The sequence below is a fragment of the Limnobacter litoralis genome (assembly GCF_030160455.1).
In the GTDB taxonomy this organism is placed as follows: domain Bacteria; phylum Pseudomonadota; class Gammaproteobacteria; order Burkholderiales; family Burkholderiaceae_B; genus Limnobacter; species Limnobacter litoralis.
Window position 1 is genome coordinate 97,507 of record NZ_BSOJ01000027.1, and the last position, 17,303, is coordinate 114,809.

Below are 17,303 nucleotides of genomic sequence, written 5' to 3' on the forward strand. Positions count from 1 at the left end.
TGTGCCGACTGGTTCTTACTTGTAGTCAAACTTCATTTGTTCGGAGATCAGCTGATTGTGGCTGGTCTTCTGACAAAGCCCGGCGTAACTGGTCAAGGGGGGTGGCAAATCCAGCCCCTCTTCAATCAACCTGTCGTTCTGAAACAGCATGCCCATGAAGGCAAAACTGCCGTAACTGCGAATGGCGCGCAGCACTATTCGACGGTTGCAAGGCCCCAAAAGGTCTTTGAAACGGTGCTGCATTTCCGCAATTTCCTCAAAGGTTTTTACCTTGTAAGAGGTGCCCATCGGCATTTCACCAATGGCAGTGGCAATCGCAGCGTCAATTTCCTCAAACGTGCAGGCGCGCTGGGGTCCGGCTGAAATGTGATAGTCGGTGTATTTCAGGGTGGGTTTCTCAATCAGGTGATGAATCACCTTCGCGCAATAGTCCACCGGTATCACGTCCACCCGCTGGTTCAAATCGCTGGTGAAGCACTTCAACGCGCGCGCAATGCGGAAAACCCAATAAATACTGCCAGAAGGTTGGCAGCCCAAACGGGTGTGCCCAACCACAATTGAAGGCCTGGCCACCACCAAAGGCCATGCCGGAAACTCAGCGCGCAGGCGACGCTCTATTTCATACTTGCTTTCGGTGTACTGCAAAAACGGATCAGTGTCTGCGCCGGCGTCGTACCCTTCAGGCACCGGAATGGGCGCCTGCCGTCCACAAGCCATGGCCGTGCCCAGGTGCAGAAAACGGCGCAATTTGCCAATTTCATTGAACCGGCGGGCCATCGCCATCACGCCGTCCACGTTGGTCGGCCAGATGCTGGGGTGATTGCCAAACGAGGCCACAGCAGCCGAGCTGATGACATCGACCACAGACAACAGACGAGGGTCATTCTCCCAGCTGCTGACATCGGTCAAACTGCCACAAATGATTTGTTCAGGCCGAATTTTTTCCAGCAGTTCGTCAGTTACATCGTGACTTTTCAACACATGAGCAAGACGGCTGACGCCGCCCTCGGGCGTGGATGCACGCACCAGAAACAGGCAATTGGCCCATTTTGGTGTTCTGATCAGACGGGCCGCCACGGCACCACCGATAAAACCTGTGGCACCGGTCAGAAAGAGCGTTGGTGAATATTTCATGAAAAGCCGCAATATGCACTATAAAAGCGCTACGGTAAGGGATGAATCTTAGCCCTGAATTAGGGGCAGGAAAACCCTAATCTACGGCTGGAAAAAGCCCAACGCCTGAGCCTTGCTTTTCAATTGCAACCACTCCAGATTGTGCGCCAAGTTGGTCAAGGACATGCTCGAATAGCCTGCAGTACCGACACCAGGCGCGGTTGATCCACTCAGAATTGTATTGGCCAGACTGGAAGCCGGATCAGCACCCACATTAGGAACAGGGTTGGGCAGTCCGGATTGACACTCACCACCAAACGGACCACCAGGCACATTGAACGCGGGTGCATTCAAGTTGGGCGCGGTTGAAAAATCAAGCGCATGGGCCAGATTAACCGACCAGTCCCCCCGGGCACCCAGCGAAGGCAGGCCAAACCGCCATGAAATCATGTTCAGAATGGAGTTGGGGTCAAACCGAAAGTGCGACACGTGATTGCGGCGAGCCCGCGGCCCAATGATGGCGCAAGGCACCCTGAAACCCAACAAACCATCATTCGGAATTTTGGCTTCCTGCGCAGTAACCGGCGCGTAAGGCGGCACCACATGATCATAAAACCCGCCCCACTCATCGTAGTTGATCACCAACAGCGTTTTCGACCACAGCGGGCTGGTGCGCAAGGCCTCGTAAACGCCATTTAAAAAAGCCTGACCGTTTCGAATATCCGCCTGCGGATGATCGTCATTGGACACACCCTGCGGGTTCTCGCCCAAAAACCGGGGGTCCACAAAAGAGACCGAGGGCAAAGTACCCAACTTGGCATCCAGCAAAAACTTTTCATAAGGTTGGCTAATGTTCAGGTATTTCTGCCCCCACAACGCAGTCAAAGGCAAGTCCTGAAAATAATAAGTGCCCGTCACCCCTTTGGCCTGAAGCAGATCCCAAATGGTGGTCAGCGTAGATGTAGTCATGGCATTGTCCACGCGGTCAGTTTGCCCGGCGTGCATGTAAATACGGTTGGGGTATGTGCTCGCCAACAAACCGTGGTGGTACTGATCACACACGGTGTAGTTCTTGACCACCCCTGAGAAAAACGGCAAATCCTTTTCCTGAAAATAGCCAACCGGAAAATGGTCATCGTCCACACCCGCATCGCCAATGGTCTCCAGAAAGCCATTCATTTGCCCATTGTTGAAATGCTTTCTACCGCCAGCATAACTGTGGTCCGGGTCTTCCTTGCCACAACTTTGGTAGCCGTAGCCCGGTGCATCCGCCAGGTAAAAGGAACCCACGGGGCGACCTTTGCGATCGGGGAAATTCAAACCAGCTTGCCGGCCTTCCGCGCCCGGCACCCAACCCAAGTAATGGTCGAATGAGCGGTTTTCCATCATGACTAGCACAATGTGCTCGATGCCTGACTCATCAGGATGGGGCAAGGCGGGCAGGTTCATGTCTTTGGCCGCAATGCCCATGCCATTGCCGGCTGATCCAGCTTGACTGGCACTGACAGAAGGGGAGCTTGCAGCGGTGTTGCTGCCCAGCACATTTGAATCGGCACCACAACTGGCCAGCATGGCTGAACCGGCTGCGGTTGAAAGGCTTCCGAGGAATCGGCGGCGACTGACCATGGTTGTATTTCCTGAATAATGAGTACTACGCTCATACTGCTCAAGATCAGGTCCGGATGAAGAAGAAACCCTCAGTGTGACTATTCACTGATTTGTCACAGTAAGCAGCCAACTTTCAAGCCGTTAAAACCCAATACAGACGAACTTAAGCCACCTACGTCCCCGTCTAATACCTCTAATTTAGTGGGAATACAGGCACTGGAAGCTGTCTGACTTTCTGGACTAGGGCTAGAATCGGGGTAGACCAGCCACAACAACCGAGACATGAGCCGCAAACCCATTCCCCGATTCGACGACAACTACACCGAAGATTCTGCCCGTCAAAGGCGGGCGTTTCTGGAGGCTGAAACAGGCGTCAGCCTGACCCACACCGGGCATTATTCCCTGCCGCCAGAGAGTGTACGCAACAACACCGAAAACTTCATCGGCGTGGTGCAAATGCCAGTGGGCGTTGCCGGGCCGGTGTTGATCCACGGTGAAGACGCGCAAGGCTGGTTTTATGTACCCATGGCCACCACCGAGGGCACACTGGTGGCCAGCTACAGCCGGGGTATGCGCATGCTGTCTGAATCGGGTGGTGTCAAAACCACGGTCATCGACGACAACATGCAGCGCGCGCCCATGTTCGAATTTGAAGACGCAAGGGCGGCCAAGCGATTTGTTCAATGGATGCAGGCCACCCTGCCCGCCATCACGGCTGCAGCAGAGAGCACCACGCGACACGGCAAGCTGCTGAACATCCAGCACTGGCAAATTGCCCGCATGGTGTACACCCGCTTCAACTTTTCCACGGGCGACGCCGCCGGGCAAAACATGACGGGCAAAGCCGCACACGCGGCCAGCCAATGGATTTTGGCCCACTCGCCCGAGCCCGTGATTCACTTTTCACTGAGCGGAGCCATCGAAACCGACAAAAAACATTCGCACATGAACCTGATGCACAGCCGAGGCAAACGCGTGGTTGCCGAATGCGTGGTCAAGCGGGATGTGCTTGCGCAAAGGGCCCGTACCACACCCGAGATCATTTTCAAGCAAAGGCAGCGCAGCTATTTGGGCGCCATGCTGGCGGGCTCCGCCTACAACGGCCCACATTCGGCCAATGGCATTGCTGCACTGTTTATTGCCACCGGGCAGGACGAGGCCAATGTCGTGGAATCGCACACCGGCTTTTCGTTCATGGACATCACGCCCGAGGGGGATTTGTACTACTCCTGCACCCTGCCGTCCGTCATTTGTGCCACCAAAGGCGGCGGCACCGGGCTATCAACTCAGGCAGAATGCTTAACAATGCTGGGGTGCAACGGCGAGGGCAAGGCCCGCAAGCTGGCGGAAATTGTGGGGGCCACCGTACTGGCAGGCGACCTGTCGCTGATTTCGGCCATCATGTCCGATGAGTGGGTCTCATCGCACGACGCCTATGGCCGAAACCGGAGTTAAAGCGCCAGTTCGTTGAGCACGCGCAACAGGGTTTGGTCACCGCTGAATCCGCAAATCTGCCGAACCCAACCTTCCCATTTGTTCAACAGGGGTTCGGCAACCGTGTTGCCCACGGAAAACACCACCAGCTCGGTGGGGTCTGACTCCATCAGCGCTTCAAGGGCTGAAATGGTAATTGCCGATTCGCAATGCCACAGGTCGAGGTCTGCCACCACCAAATCGAAGCTCTGGTTGCCAATGCGCTTTAGCAGGACGTCACCCTTGTCGAAAAACTCGATTTGGGCAGCCGGGTGAGCTTGCAGCACATAGTGCTCGATCAGAATCTGAAATGGGGCTGAATCTTCAAGGATGGCCACTTTCATGTTTGAAAACCCTCCTTACCAATAAAAACGGGTTCATGCATTCGTCATGAACCCATCTTAGACCCATTCAATCACCAGGGGGCTTCCCCAAAAGGAATCCCCCTCGGTTCAGGCGGGTAGCATCTGGCGAATCAAGCCCTCGGCGACTGGCATGGTCATGTAGCGTGGCACGGCATACGTAAAGCGTGCTTCGTTCAAGGCCGATTTCGCAATTTCACGGATGTCTTCCTGTTTCAAGGTAGACAGCTTTGTCGGAATGCCGAACTTCGCATTCATGTCGCGAATGCGCTGAATGAAGGCCTCGGCCTGCTGCTGGTCGCTGCCGGTGGACAGGCCGATGTGGCAGTACCGGGCCAATTCAGCCAGGCGGGCCGTGCAGTCGGGCAATGAATAGTCAAGCACGTAAGGCATCACGATGGCATTGGCCAAGCCGTGGGGGGTGTGGTACATCGCACCAAACTTGTGGGCGATGGCGTGTACGTAACCCACGCCCGCCTGTGTGAACGCGATGCCGGCCAGATGAGACGCACGGGCCATTTTCTGGCGCGCCTCGATGTTGCTGCCGTCGGTCACTGCCGTGTCCAGGTATTTCATGATCAACTGAACTGCCTCAACGCCCTTTTCATCGGTGCGCTTCATCGCGTTGCGGGAAATGTAGGCTTCCACCGCGTGAGTCAGGGCGTCCATGCCCGTGGCGGCGGTGATGTGCGCGGGCAAGCCAGTCATCAAAGCCCCGTCCAGCGCAGCGGCGGTGGGCATTAATTTCAGGTCCATCGCGGGCAATTTACGCTTTTGCTCGGGGTCAGTCACCACCGCAGCAATTGTGCACTCGGAACCAGTGCCCGCCGTAGTGGGCACTGCAAACAGCGGCAACATGCCACGCCACACGCGGAACAGCCCCGTCATTTTCACGATGGGCTTCTTGTTTTTGGCGCGTGCACCAATCATTTTGGCGGCGTCAATGGGTGAACCGCCGCCCACAGCCAGAATGGCCTCGCAGCGGTTTTGAACCAGAATGTCATAGCCAGCCTCGATCTGAGCCACAGTCGGGTTGGGCTCCACGCCGTCATAGATGGCGTACGTCACGCCCAGCTTTTCCAGCTCGGCTTTCATCTTGTCGAGCACACCCAGCTTGACCAACACTGCATCGGTCACAATCAACACGCGCTTGTACCCACGCTGCGCCATGGCGCGCACCAAGGTGAGGGAAGAATCTGGCCCCTCAAAAGTTTGTGGCCACTTGAACGGCATGATGAAGGTGACTGCCTTGAAAATCACCATGTAGATGCGCAAGAAAATGACTTCGAGAGTGTGCAACATGTGTTTGTCTCCGGTTTTTGTTTCCAACATGGTACTGGCTAATTCCCGAAATTGGCTTCAAATGAGTGGAAGTTTCATTCCAATGCCGACGATTGGAAGAGATTTTCAAATTCGGGTTAACCCGACCCACTTTCGTCACGGATCTGAAAAATTGAATCATTACATTCAGGGCTCCTCATTCAAGGAGTTAAGGAATGTTAACGAAACACAAAATTGCAGCGGCAATGCTGGCCCTGATGGCCGGGGCGGCTGGACTAAGCGCCTGCAACGGCGACAACAACGCGGTGGCAGCCACCAAAACACGCACCATCATCATGGTTTGGGACGGCCTGCGGCCTGATTCAATCAACCCGACTGACACACCGAACCTGTATGCCCTTCAGCAGAAAGGCGTGAACTTCGCAGACAACCATTCGACCTACCCCACATTCACGATGATGAATGGTTCGTCGTTTGCAACAGGTTCCTTCCCGAAGACCTCTGGCTTCTACGGCAACACCTTCTGGACACCGCCCGATGCCACCAACACCAACGGCACCATTCCAGCCGGTAAAACGGCGTCCGGCGGCACTCAGGACTACCAAGACCCCGTCTTCACCGAAGACTATCAAGTGCTGGACACCCTCAACAGCTACTACGGCAATCAGTTGCTGCTGGTTAAAACCCTGTTTAAAACTGCGCAAGACGCAGGTCTGACGACTGCCGCCGTGGGCAAATCGGGTGCAGCTTACATTCAGGACCTGGGCCGTGGCGGTTACTTCATTGACGAAAACACCGTGGCCCCCCGATCATTGGCGACGGAACTACAGGCCGCCAACATCGCACTGCCCAAGAATGTTGTGAACGACCAGCATTACACGGCTGACCCGGTCACACTGGCCACAGGCAACGGCGACCCCACCGCACGGGCTGGCTACATCACCTTCCCGATCACCAATTACGACCCGAATGGCGTGTTAACAGTGGCTGCGCGCGACTCCACAGACAGCACACAGGGTGCGCCCGAAGACGCCGCGAACAAGTACATGCTGGGCGTGTACACGTCTTACATTCTGCCCAAGAAAAAGCCAGACCTGTCTGTCATTTGGTTCCGCACGCCCGACAATGAAGAGCACGGCTATGGCCCGGGCTCGGCCAACTACCACAAAGGTTTGCAGTCTCAAGACACACGCCTGGGCGAACTGATGTCCGCCTTGAAAGCCAACAACATGGACAGCACAACCAACATCGTGGTGGTGTCTGACCACGGCCACAGCAGCGTCAGTGGGCCGACCAGCCTGTTCCCGCTGCTCACCATCAACGCAAGCACCAGTGTCAACAACGGCACCAGCAATGCAACAATTGGCGCGAAAGACCCAATCAACGGCTTCTCGTTTTCTGGCGACGTTCGCTCGGCTGACCTGCTGACCTACGCCGGTTTTCAGGCCTTCGACGGCAATGGTTGCTCAACATCCGCCATGTATGGCCTGAAGAGCGATGGAACACCTGTGGTGCCAGTCAAAAACGACCCCACGTGTACAACGAAAGACCACAATTACCAGGCCATCAGCTCGGTCAACACCTTCAAAGTGCCCGCCACCCTGCCAGCCAACGGCATCGTGGTAGCCACCAACGGCGGTTCCGACTACTTCTATGTGCCCAGCCACGACTCCACCACTGTCACCAACCTGGTGAAATTCCTGCAAAGCCGCGAACAATATGGCGCTGTGTTTGTAGACAGCCGGTATGGCAACATTCCAGGCACATTGATGATGAAAGACGTCAACCTGGAAAACGCCACCCGCCAAAACCATGGTCAACCCGATGTGGTGGTCAGCTTCACCTGGGATTCACAACAGGTCATACAGGGCATGCCCGGTATTGAATTTGAAAGTGCAGGCGGCCAGCGCGGCATGCACGGCAGTTTCAGCCCGATCGATGTGCACAACACCCTGTTGGCCATGGGCCCCGGCTTCAAGAGCGGAGTGACCGTAAGCGACCCCACTGGCAACGTGGACGTTGCACCCACTGTGGCTCAGTTGTTTGGCCTCAGCATGCCGCAGGCCGATGGGCGTGTCATCAACGAAGCGCTGGCCAAGCCGGTCAGCAGTTCAACGCCGAGCGTGGCTTCCAGCATCATGAACCCCGCAACGCCTGCCACCGGACTGACCTTCAAAGTGCCAACCGACCTGACAGGTGCCACCAACGACGCCACCATGACAGGCGGCCAGTACTCCATCAACCTGAAGGTGAAAGACCTGACAGTCGATGGCAAAACCTACCGCTACTTTGACTATGCGCAGGCTGTCCGTAACTAATCAGAAAGGTTGTTGAACAACAATGAAATTGCAACACGCTTTGACCCGCCCGGCTTGCTGGGCGGCTTTTTTCCTTGTCAGCGGCACCGGCGCTTTCGCCAAAGCCGCCCCACAACTCACTTTCGAGAAGGCATTTGACACACAACGGCAACCCGCCGCCACTTACTTTGAAGCGCAATACCAAAGCGGCGGAAAAACCCACACCCTAAAGGTTTGGCGCGACAGAAACCTGCGCCTGCGCCGAGAAACCGATGGGCGCATCACCACATTCGTGGTCAACAAGGCCGACGACGACTGGACCATGACCGTGCTGGACAGTCAAAAGAAAATTGAAACCGTGGTGGACCGCACCAACCTGTACCGGGTGGGCAACTTCACAAGCTGGTTTGGGCTGGCACACGGCCTGAACCCGCCGGTGGGCAAATACGAAGTTCGCACGATGAAAAAGCCCCCCACAACCAAGCTCGACAAAACAGCCCCACCCTGCAACTGGTACAGCTACACGCAGAACATCAACGACACCCAGGTGTGCTGGAGCAAAAAGCTAGCCCTGCCAACCACCATTCTGAATGACAAGGGTGATGTCATCTGGAAAATCACCAAAGTGTCCACCAAGCCGTTTGACCTGGCCAAGACATTCCGCTTCAAAGACGAAGGCTACATTCGCAACGATGCGAATGCCGACATCAGCGGAGACTGATGCTCACACAGGCACACCGGAATCGCGCATATAATGGCGGTAATTTCCGGTGTCCGCCTCTTCATGAACCAACCCGCACAACCCGCACACAACCAGTATTCTGGCAGCCTGTTCATCGTCAGCGCCCCCTCCGGCGCGGGCAAATCGTCACTGGTCAAGGCACTGCTGGACAGCATTGAAGGCATCAGTCTCTCGATTTCCAGCACCACGCGCACAGCCCGGCCCGGCGAAGAAGACGGCGTTCATTACCATTTCATCAGTGAACACCAGTTTGAAGCCCTGCGGGAAGACGATGGTTTTCTGGAATGGGCCCATGTACATGGCAATTACTACGGCACCTCGCGCCACTGGGTCGAAAGTGAAATGGCTGCAGACCGCGATGTGCTGTTGGAGATCGACTGGCAAGGTGCAGAACAGGTGGTGCGCAAAGTACCCAATGTGGTGTCGATATTCATACTGCCACCCAGCCTGGAAGAGCTTGAACGGCGCCTGCGTGGGCGTGGCACAGACAGCGAAGCCGTCATTTTGAAAAGAATGGGTGCCGCTCAACTGGAAATCGAGCAAGCTCGGCGGTTCGATTATGTTATCCTTAACGACAATTTCGAGCAGGCTTTGCTCGAGCTAAAATCCATCGTGATCGCTTCGCGCTGTCGCTTCAATCAGCAGATGGCCCGCCACGGCGATCAACTCAAAAACATTGGTTTGTAATTTCAAGGACACAAGATGGCCCGTATCACGACTGAAGACTGTCTGAAAAGAATTCCCAACAGATTCGAACTCGCCCTTTGTGCCGCTTATCGTGCACGCATGCTCGCCCAAGGCCACACTGCAAAAGTTGAAGTCAACCGCGACAAACCCACCGTGATCGCCCTGCGTGAAATTGCAGCCGGGCACATTGGCACGGAAATGCTGAAGCGGGTTCCTGTCTAAGCAACTACCGCTCGCTGCTGTTACCAACACAGTGACCAAAGCCCGAGACCACATGGCTCGGGCTTTGTTCGTCAGGATCTACACACTTGAATACAAGCAACCAGGCCCTCATTGAAATCCGGTTTGCCAAGCTGAACGCCTTGGCCGTGCATTGCGAACCCGGTCCGCTTGCCGCCATTGTTGAAAGCCTTGGCAAACGACTGGGCAAAAAGCCCAGCATGTACACAGTCGAACCTGCTGTGCTCGACCTTTCCGCCTGGGCGACCCAAGACCTTGAAGAATTCGGTTTTGACCTGAAAACCGTCAAGTCGGTGTTTGACGCTGCCGGGGTGCATCTGGTTGAAGTTCGCTGCAGTCTGCCCGAGATTGAGGCCATTGCCGAAGACATGGGCCTGAAATGTGAATCTGGCGAGGCCCTCACAGCGGACCCAGAGGCACGGACAGCGGCCCCAGAGGCCGAGACACCCTCGCCTGCAACACCTGTGGACGAACCAGTTGCAGAGGTGCAAGCCGTGGCCCAAGTCACCGCGCGCAAAACGCTGGTGATCGACAACCCGGTTCGCAGTGGTCAGAAAATATACGCCCAAGGCGCTGATCTGATCGTCATGGGGCAGGTGTCGCATGGCGCCGAGGTCATCGCAGACGGCAATGTGCACGTTTACGGAGTGTTGCGTGGCCGCGCACTGGCCGGTGCAGCGGGCGACCGCCAGGCCCGAATCATCTCAACTTGTTTTGAGGCCGAACTGGTGGCAGTGGCCGGTTATTATTTGACATTTGAAGCAGGCTTTCCCGAAGAAAGCCGCAGCAAACCCACTTTAATTGTTCTCGATGAAGCCCAAGAGCCCGCCCAACTGCGGCTCAAGCCCATCAACATCCGTTAGGAGACTATTCGTGAGTCGAGTTATTGTTGTCACATCTGGTAAAGGTGGCGTAGGAAAAACCACAACAAGCGCAAGCTTTGCCGCTGGGCTTGCCCTGCGCGGCTTCAAGACCGTCGTGATCGACTTCGACGTAGGCCTGCGCAACCTCGACCTGATTATGGGTTGTGAACGTCGCGTGGTGTATGACCTGGTCAATGTGATCAACGGCGAAGCCACGCTGCAGCAGGCTCTGATCAAAGACAAGCACTGCCCCACCCTGTCCATTCTGCCAGCGTCGCAGACCCGCGACAAAGACGCCCTCACTGAGGAAGGCGTTGAAAAGGTCATCAAAGACCTGATTGAAATGGGTTACGAATACATTGTGTGCGACAGCCCAGCCGGCATTGAGCGTGGCGCCGTAATGGCGCTGACCTTCGCCGACGAAGCCATCGTGGTCACCAACCCCGAGGTGTCTTCCGTGCGCGACTCGGACCGAATCATCGGTATTTTGCAGGCCAAAAGCAAACGCGCCAAAGAAGGCGGCGAGCCCGTCAAAGAACACCTGCTAATCACCCGCTATTCCGCCAAGCGCGCCGAAGAAGGCGAAATGCTGAGCTACAAAGATGTGGCCGACCTGCTGCGCGTGCCCCTGCTCGGCGTCATCCCGGAATCAGAAACCGTGCTGCAGGCTTCCAACCAGGGCATGCCCGTGGTTCACGCTGAAAACAACGACGCAGCCACCGCCTACCAAGACTGCATTTCACGCTTTCTGGGTGAGACCAAACCCCTGCGCTTTGTAGACTACGAAAAGCCCGGGCTGTTCAAACGTCTGTTCGGAGGCTGAGCGCATGTCATTGTTAACCATGCTGTTTGGCGAGAAGAAAAAGTCCGCCAGTGTTGCAAAAGAACGACTTTCACTGATCATCGCCCGTGAGCGCGTGGGCGAGGACGGCCCCGACTTTTTGCCCCAGTTGCGGGACGAATTGATGCAGGTCATCTCGAAATACGTCAAGATTGATCAGGAGGATGTGAAGTTCAATCTGCAGAAGCAGGGCAACATGGAAATGCTGGAAGTCAATATCGTCTTGCCGGATCAGCACTAATTCCGCACAATAAGAGTGAGAGTTTCAAGCAGTACATGTTGCGGGGGTTAATGCAAGCCAGGGAATCACAGCCAGAGCAAACACGACAACACGTCGTCTCGATCTCGCCACTCATCGACATGGCCTCGTCCTATCTGCCCGAGGCCGAGGTCAAACGCGTCCGTGAGGCTTACAAATTCTCTGATGTTGCACACCTTGGCCAGTTTCGCGCCACTGGCGAACCCTATGTTACTCACCCCATTGCCGTGGCAGAACTGTGTGCTTCCTGGCGTCTGGACGGGCAGGCTTTGCAAGCCGCCCTGCTTCACGATGTCATGGAAGACTCGGGTGCCACCAAAGAAGACCTGATCGACCGATTTGGCCCCGCGGTGGCTGAACTGGTGGATGGCTTGTCCAAACTCGACAAGATGGAGTTTTCCTCCCGCGAGGAAGCACAGGCGGAAAATTTTCGAAAAATGCTGCTGGCCATGGCCCGCGACCTGCGCGTCATTCTGGTGAAACTGGCCGACCGGCTGCACAACATGCGAACGCTGGACATCATGAGCCCAGCCAAAAAACGACGCATTGCCCTCGAAACGCTTGAAATTTACGCCCCCATCGCCCACCGCCTCGGTTTGAACGAAATTTTCCGTGAACTGCAGGAACTCAGCTTCAAACACGCTTACCCCCTTCGTTACAACGTGCTGCGCAAAGCGGTGCTTGCCGCGCGCGGCAACCGACGTGAAGTGGTGGGAAAAATTCTGGAAGCTGTGGAGAAATGCCTTGGCGACGCAAAGATTGAATCCCAAGTGTACGGGCGCGAGAAGGCGCTGTATGGCATTTACCGCAAGATGATTGAAAAGCGCCTGTCGTTCTCACAGGTGCTGGATGTGTATGGCTTCAGAGTGGTCGTCAAAGACATGCCCAATTGCTACATGGCGCTCGGCATGTTGCACCAGTTGTTCAAACCGGTGCCCGGCAAGTTCAAAGACTACATCGCCATTCCAAAGGTCAACGGCTACCAAAGCCTGCACACCACCTTGCTGGGCCCTTATGGCACCCCGGTTGAATTCCAAATCCGTACTGAGGAAATGCATCAGGTGGCTGAAAAAGGCATTGCAGCCCACTGGCTTTACAAAGGCGAGGCCGCGGGCTTGAACCAGCTTCAAACCCAAACCCACCGGCTCTTGCAAAGCCTGCTCGACATTCAAAACCAAACCGGCGACTCGGCCGAGTTTCTCGAACACATCAAGGTGGACCTGTTTCCCGACGCCGTGTATGTGTTCACGCCCAACGGCAAAATCATGAGCCTGCCGCGTGGCGCAACCGTGGTCGATTTCGCCTACGCCGTGCACACCGACGTCGGCAACCAGTGCGTGGCAGCGCGTGTGAATCAGGTGATCGAGCCTTTGCGCACCGTCCTGAAAAGCGGCGATGTGGTCGAAATCATCACCGCCCCCCATTCACGCCCCAACCCGGTGTGGCTGGGTTTCGTGCGCAGTGGAAAAGCCCGCTCGGAAATTCGCCACTACTTGAAATCAATGAACCTGGAAGAAACCGTGCGCCTGGGCACACGGCTTCTGGATCAAGCCCTTGAGGCAGACGACATTCGACTGGCCGAGATGGGCACTGAAGTGTGGGACAAACTGCTGAAAGACTCGCAGGTCAGCACCCGCGAAGAATTGTTGGCCGACATTGGTGCCGGACGTCGCGTGGCACCGGTGGTGGCCCGCCGCGTGCTGATTGCACTGGGTCGAATGGACGCCCGGCTGGACGGCACACCGCTTGCCACCAGCGTCGAATTGGCAGCGCCCGCCGCAGGCGGCAGCCAGAATCGCGCGCCCATTTTGATTCACGGTGGCGAGGGCATTTCCGTTCAGCGTGCGCCCTGCTGTCTGCCCATTCCTGGCGACAAAATCATCGGTTATGTGCGAAAAGGCACCGGGTTGATTATTCACACCGACGAGTGCGAAATTGCACGACGACAAATTCGCAAAGAGCCCGAGCGCTGGACCGACGTGCAGTGGGCCCCCGAAATTGTCCGTCCGTTTGATGTGAATGTCGACCTTCAGGTCATCAACGAAAAAGGCGCTTTGGCCACCATCGCCGCTACACTGTCTGACGCCGGGGCCAACATCACCAACCTGTCCATGTCGGACGAAACCCCCTACCGCAAGTTACTGCACTTCACCATCCAGGTCAGTGACCGCATCCACCTGGCCAAAATCCTGATGGCTTTGCGCCGCATTGAATACGTGGAACGGGTGACACGGGTCAAAGGCAAATCATTCGTGAAAAGCCGACTGGTGGTGGCCAGCTCATCCACCTAGGGCGGCCCTACACATACTGAATGTTCAAAATCTCCAGTTCGTCGGGTCCAGCCGGGGTTTGCACCACCACCACATCGCCGACCTTGGCGCGCATCAAGGCACGGGCCACCGGGGAAATCCAGCTGATGTGCGAAATGGCCGGGTTGACTTCGTCAATGCCAACAATCTTGACCGTCATCTCATCGCCTTTGCCATTCAAATAAGTCACCGTGGCCCCGAAAAACACCATGTCCAGTTCTTGCTGGGTTGCCGGGTCAACCACTTCAGCGATTTCTGTGCGTTTGGTCAAAAAGCGAATCCGGCGGTCGATCTCGCGCAGGCGCTTTTTGCCATAGAGATAATCCCCATTTTCAGAGCGGTCGCCATTGGACGCTGCCCAAGACACAATCGACACCATCTCAGGTCGTTCTTTCTTGACCAAGTGAGCCAGTTCATCGCGCATGGCCTTGTAACCGGCTGGGGTCATGTAGTTTTTCAGACCTTGTGGCAGCGCTGGCGCACCCGCATCAGAATCGGCGTCCAAATCTGCGTCATTTTCTTTCGTAAAAGCTTTGCTCATGGTTTATGCTTTGAATAAGTCAAATTCAGGGATGTCGATGAATCAGGAATCACCCGTACTCATTGTAGTCGATGACAGCGATGATGATTTCATGTTGATCCAGCGCAGGGTACTGCAGACCTGGCCCAACGCGGCGCTGATTCATGTCGACAATCCAGCCGATTTGCGAGAAGCACTGGAAGGGGTTGCGCCTGACATCGTGATTTGCGACTACTCCATGCCCGACATCACCCACGATGAAGCCGCCAGACTGGTCAATGAGTATCGGCCTGACACCCCCTTGATTCTGCTTTCAGGCCATGCCACGGACGCCCTGGGCGTGCTGGCCATGCAGGGCGGCATTCGCGATTACGTTGAAAAATCAAAACCCGAGCGCCTGGTGCCGGCCATTGAGCGAGAGCTGAACACCCGCAAGCTGAAACACGAGAAAGCACAGCTGGAAATGGCTCACCGACGAGCGGTGTTTTTCGATTCTGGCACGGGGCTTTTGAACCGGCTGGGCCTGGAAACCACATTGCCGAAATTGCTGGGGCAGAATGAAGGCAGGCAAGACCTCGCCTTGCTGACCATCCGCCTGAGCCGACGCAATGTGCAAGATGCCAATGCCGGCTTCAGCATCAAAAAGCTGGGCATGCAAAAGACACTGGAGCGATGCCAGCAACTGTTTAAAAACGACATCGTTTGCCGCTGGAGTGAAAACCTGCTGGTGGTGATCACGGGCGGCTTTGACTGGAACAGGCCTCTGAGTGAGTCTGTCGACAGGCTGGACAGTATCGAATCTGAACTGTGTCGACCCTTCGTGATCGAGAGTATTCCAGTGCGCCCGTCCATCCACATTGGACTGGCAAGAATTGGCACCGACGGAACTGTACCTGCAGACCTTGTGCAACATGCCCAGGCCGTGTGTGCCGTTTTACAGGCTGACAACAAGGGCTTGTTCAATGCCTTGCAAACCAGCACACACCAGGCAGCGGCCCGCCGAAAGGCCATCGAAAAAGGCCTGGCCCACGGCATCGAACACAACGAATTAACCCTGGATTTTCAGCCAGTCGAAGACCTGAGCACCCAAAAAGTTGTGGGTGTAGAGGCCCTGGTTCGCTGGACCCACCCCACACTGGGTCGCATCATGCCGCAGGAATTCATCGGCGTTGCTGAAGACTCGGGATTGATCGAAGCCTTGGGCTTCTGGGTGCTTGAACATGCGGTGGATCGTCTGCTGGATTTGCATCAAAAAGGCCACTTGTTGTGGTGCGCAGTCAATTGCTCGCCCGGGCAGTTGTTGAATGCGGATTTCGCAAAAACGGCCTGTGAACACATCTTGTCCAGAGGGTTGGATCCCAAATGGATCGAATTCGAGATCACGGAATCGGCTGCGATTGACGATATGGATCGAACAGTGCAAGCCCTGAAGAATCTTCGCAGTTACGGTTGCCAAATCGCCATGGACGACTTTGGCACAGGCTACGCCTCACTGAACTACCTGCGGGCCTTGCCTGTGGACGTGCTGAAAATCGACAAAAGCTTCGTCATGGATTTGCTGGATGACCCCAGCAGCCAGATGATTGTCAAGGCTGTGATTGATCTGGCGCACGCCTTGAAGCTGACCGTGCACGCCGAGGGCATTGAAACCGATGCCCAGCGACAGACCCTGATTGACATGGGTTGCGACAGGCTGCAAGGTTACTTGTATGCCAAACCGCTTGACTGCAACAGATTGCTGGAATGGCTGAATCCCATTCAAAATAAACTTATCTGACCCGAAACTTATTGCGATCAGCAATGTCCGATCTTCACGATGTTCGCAACGGGCATCCTATACCTATACAAATCAGCAGGAGAGGATATGACTGAAGTACTAACGAAGGACATGACGGCAAACCCAGCACCGATTGGATTGCTGGGTTTCGGAATGACGACCGTGATGCTCAACCTTCACAACGCCGGATTTTTCGGTTTGAACACCATGATTCTGGGTCTCGGCATCTTTTATGGTGGACTAGCCCAGCTTATCGCTGGCTTAATGGAGTGGAAAAAGGGAAACACTTTTGCATGCACCGCTTTCGTAAGCTATGGTGCATTTTGGCTGTCGTTGGTTGGTTTGATCGTTATGTCAAAAACCCCGATGGGTATTGACGGACCAAACGGAACAGCCATGTCATTCTTCCTTGCCATGTGGGGGGTTTTGACCTTGTTTCTGTTTGTTGGAACTTTCAAACTGAACAGGGCACTTCAGGTCGTATTCGGTACGCTGGTATTGCTGTTTTTTCTGCTGGCTTACGGCGAGGCAACCGGCGATAAAACACTAAGCTCTTTCACGGGCTACGAAGGTATCTTTTGCGGAGCATCTGCCATTTACACTGCCATGGCGCAAGTATTGAACGATGTTTTTGGAAAAGTAGTTCTTCCTATCGGACCGATGATCAGCTGATTTGAGCTGAGACAGGGCACTCGAGGCCATGATTGGCCTCGACTCTACAAACTTACAGATGCGTATCTCGGTCAGAGAAGTTGAGCGCGTCCATTCTTGAAATGTCTTCAAAACAGGACCTCATTTTCGATTTTGAAAATTTAAAAGGCATTCCTCTGTGAAGGCATCCAAGGATATTCAAGGAGAAAGGGATGATGTCTGGAATTGAATCAGTGAAGCATGAGAGTCGTGCTTTTGAGCCCAGCGCGCAGTGGCAGGC

16 protein-coding genes are annotated in these 17,303 nt (G+C 55.3%); 11 read left to right on the forward strand and 5 right to left on the reverse strand.

All coding sequences use genetic code 11. The features are described from left to right. Nucleotides 1-15 precede the first annotated feature (15 nt). Together QQJ87_RS11335 and QQJ87_RS11340 are read right to left on the reverse strand one after the other, a co-directional pair. Nucleotides 16-1,134, reverse strand: a complete 1,119-nt coding sequence (locus QQJ87_RS11335; RefSeq protein WP_284281848.1) for an SDR family oxidoreductase — start codon at nucleotides 1,132-1,134, stop codon at nucleotides 16-18. Nucleotides 1,135-1,215: 81 nt separating this feature from the next. Continuing rightward, nucleotides 1,216-2,739: an alkaline phosphatase family protein gene (locus tag QQJ87_RS11340; RefSeq protein WP_284281849.1), complete on the reverse strand. Its 1,524-nt coding sequence runs from the start codon at nucleotides 2,737-2,739 to the stop codon at nucleotides 1,216-1,218. 264 nt (nucleotides 2,740-3,003) lie between these two features. Between QQJ87_RS11340 and QQJ87_RS11345 the strand changes: the two genes are divergently transcribed. Continuing rightward, nucleotides 3,004-4,176 (forward strand): hydroxymethylglutaryl-CoA reductase, encoded by a 1,173-nt coding sequence (locus QQJ87_RS11345; RefSeq protein WP_284281850.1) that lies wholly within the window; start codon nucleotides 3,004-3,006, stop codon nucleotides 4,174-4,176. Here the strand turns inward: QQJ87_RS11345 and QQJ87_RS11350 are convergent. Further along, on the reverse strand, nucleotides 4,173-4,538 hold the full coding sequence (locus QQJ87_RS11350) for a hypothetical protein (RefSeq protein ID WP_284281851.1): 366 nt from the start codon (nucleotides 4,536-4,538) through the stop codon (nucleotides 4,173-4,175). The genes QQJ87_RS11345 and QQJ87_RS11350 overlap by 4 nt on opposite strands. A 108-nt stretch (nucleotides 4,539-4,646) precedes the next feature. Next, nucleotides 4,647-5,858, reverse strand: a complete 1,212-nt coding sequence (locus QQJ87_RS11355; protein WP_284281853.1) for an iron-containing alcohol dehydrogenase — start codon at nucleotides 5,856-5,858, stop codon at nucleotides 4,647-4,649. 194 nt (nucleotides 5,859-6,052) lie between these two features. Between QQJ87_RS11355 and QQJ87_RS11360 the strand changes: the two genes are divergently transcribed. From QQJ87_RS11360 to QQJ87_RS11395, 8 genes are all read left to right on the forward strand, one after another. Beyond that, nucleotides 6,053-8,155: an alkaline phosphatase family protein gene (locus QQJ87_RS11360; RefSeq protein WP_284281854.1), complete on the forward strand. Its 2,103-nt coding sequence runs from the start codon at nucleotides 6,053-6,055 to the stop codon at nucleotides 8,153-8,155. 22 nt (nucleotides 8,156-8,177) lie between these two features. Beyond that, nucleotides 8,178-8,855: a hypothetical protein gene (locus QQJ87_RS11365; protein ID WP_284281855.1), complete on the forward strand. Its 678-nt coding sequence runs from the start codon at nucleotides 8,178-8,180 to the stop codon at nucleotides 8,853-8,855. A 63-nt stretch (nucleotides 8,856-8,918) separates the two neighbouring features. Then, nucleotides 8,919-9,563, forward strand: coding sequence for a guanylate kinase (gmk, locus tag QQJ87_RS11370; RefSeq protein ID WP_284281856.1), 645 nt, complete (start codon nucleotides 8,919-8,921; stop codon nucleotides 9,561-9,563). 15 nt (nucleotides 9,564-9,578) lie between these two features. Then, on the forward strand, nucleotides 9,579-9,785 hold the full coding sequence (gene rpoZ, locus QQJ87_RS11375; protein WP_284281858.1) for a DNA-directed RNA polymerase subunit omega: 207 nt from the start codon (nucleotides 9,579-9,581) through the stop codon (nucleotides 9,783-9,785). An 86-nt stretch (nucleotides 9,786-9,871) separates the two neighbouring features. Beyond that, nucleotides 9,872-10,666 carry a septum site-determining protein MinC gene (gene minC / locus QQJ87_RS11380; protein WP_284281860.1) on the forward strand — a complete coding sequence of 265 codons (795 nt, stop codon included), beginning with the start codon at nucleotides 9,872-9,874 and terminating at the stop codon, nucleotides 10,664-10,666. 10 nt (nucleotides 10,667-10,676) lie between these two features. After that, nucleotides 10,677-11,489 carry a septum site-determining protein MinD gene (minD, locus tag QQJ87_RS11385; RefSeq protein ID WP_284281861.1) on the forward strand — a complete coding sequence of 271 codons (813 nt, stop codon included), beginning with the start codon at nucleotides 10,677-10,679 and terminating at the stop codon, nucleotides 11,487-11,489. Between the two features lie 4 nt (nucleotides 11,490-11,493). Further along, nucleotides 11,494-11,748, forward strand: a complete 255-nt coding sequence (gene minE / locus QQJ87_RS11390) for a cell division topological specificity factor MinE (RefSeq protein WP_284281862.1) — start codon at nucleotides 11,494-11,496, stop codon at nucleotides 11,746-11,748. Between the two features lie 50 nt (nucleotides 11,749-11,798). Next, a complete protein-coding gene (locus QQJ87_RS11395; RefSeq protein ID WP_284281863.1) occupies nucleotides 11,799-14,057 on the forward strand; it encodes a RelA/SpoT family protein in 2,259 nt (752 codons plus the stop codon). A gap of 7 nt (nucleotides 14,058-14,064) precedes the next feature. Here the strand turns inward: QQJ87_RS11395 and greB are convergent, their stop codons facing one another. Beyond that, a complete protein-coding gene (gene greB / locus QQJ87_RS11400) occupies nucleotides 14,065-14,616 on the reverse strand; it encodes a transcription elongation factor GreB (RefSeq protein WP_284281864.1) in 552 nt (183 codons plus the stop codon). 37 nt (nucleotides 14,617-14,653) lie between these two features. Between greB and QQJ87_RS11405 the strand changes: the two genes are divergently transcribed. Both QQJ87_RS11405 and QQJ87_RS11410 read left to right on the forward strand, forming a co-directional pair. Then, on the forward strand, nucleotides 14,654-16,372 hold the full coding sequence (locus QQJ87_RS11405) for a putative bifunctional diguanylate cyclase/phosphodiesterase (RefSeq protein WP_284281866.1): 1,719 nt from the start codon (nucleotides 14,654-14,656) through the stop codon (nucleotides 16,370-16,372). Nucleotides 16,373-16,459: 87 nt separating this feature from the next. Continuing rightward, nucleotides 16,460-17,044, forward strand: a complete 585-nt coding sequence (locus QQJ87_RS11410; protein WP_284281868.1) for an acetate uptake transporter — start codon at nucleotides 16,460-16,462, stop codon at nucleotides 17,042-17,044. The last annotated feature ends 259 nt before the right edge of the window (nucleotides 17,045-17,303 follow it).

Coding starts and splice junctions, on each gene's coding strand:
- QQJ87_RS11335 (WP_284281848.1), bottom strand. CDS start 1,134: ATGAAATATTCACCAACGCTCTTTCTGACCGGTGCCACAGGTTTTATC.
- QQJ87_RS11340 (WP_284281849.1), bottom strand. CDS start 2,739: ATGGTCAGTCGCCGCCGATTCCTCGGAAGCCTTTCAACCGCAGCCGGT.
- QQJ87_RS11345 (WP_284281850.1), top strand. CDS start 3,004: ATGAGCCGCAAACCCATTCCCCGATTCGACGACAACTACACCGAAGAT.
- QQJ87_RS11350 (WP_284281851.1), bottom strand. CDS start 4,538: ATGAAAGTGGCCATCCTTGAAGATTCAGCCCCATTTCAGATTCTGATC.
- QQJ87_RS11355 (WP_284281853.1), bottom strand. CDS start 5,858: ATGTTGCACACTCTCGAAGTCATTTTCTTGCGCATCTACATGGTGATT.
- QQJ87_RS11360 (WP_284281854.1), top strand. CDS start 6,053: ATGTTAACGAAACACAAAATTGCAGCGGCAATGCTGGCCCTGATGGCC.
- QQJ87_RS11365 (WP_284281855.1), top strand. CDS start 8,178: ATGAAATTGCAACACGCTTTGACCCGCCCGGCTTGCTGGGCGGCTTTT.
- gmk (WP_284281856.1), top strand. CDS start 8,919: ATGAACCAACCCGCACAACCCGCACACAACCAGTATTCTGGCAGCCTG.
- rpoZ (WP_284281858.1), top strand. CDS start 9,579: ATGGCCCGTATCACGACTGAAGACTGTCTGAAAAGAATTCCCAACAGA.
- minE (WP_284281862.1), top strand. CDS start 11,494: ATGTCATTGTTAACCATGCTGTTTGGCGAGAAGAAAAAGTCCGCCAGT.
- QQJ87_RS11395 (WP_284281863.1), top strand. CDS start 11,799: ATGCAAGCCAGGGAATCACAGCCAGAGCAAACACGACAACACGTCGTC.
- greB (WP_284281864.1), bottom strand. CDS start 14,616: ATGAGCAAAGCTTTTACGAAAGAAAATGACGCAGATTTGGACGCCGAT.
- QQJ87_RS11405 (WP_284281866.1), top strand. CDS start 14,654: ATGAATCAGGAATCACCCGTACTCATTGTAGTCGATGACAGCGATGAT.
- QQJ87_RS11410 (WP_284281868.1), top strand. CDS start 16,460: ATGACTGAAGTACTAACGAAGGACATGACGGCAAACCCAGCACCGATT.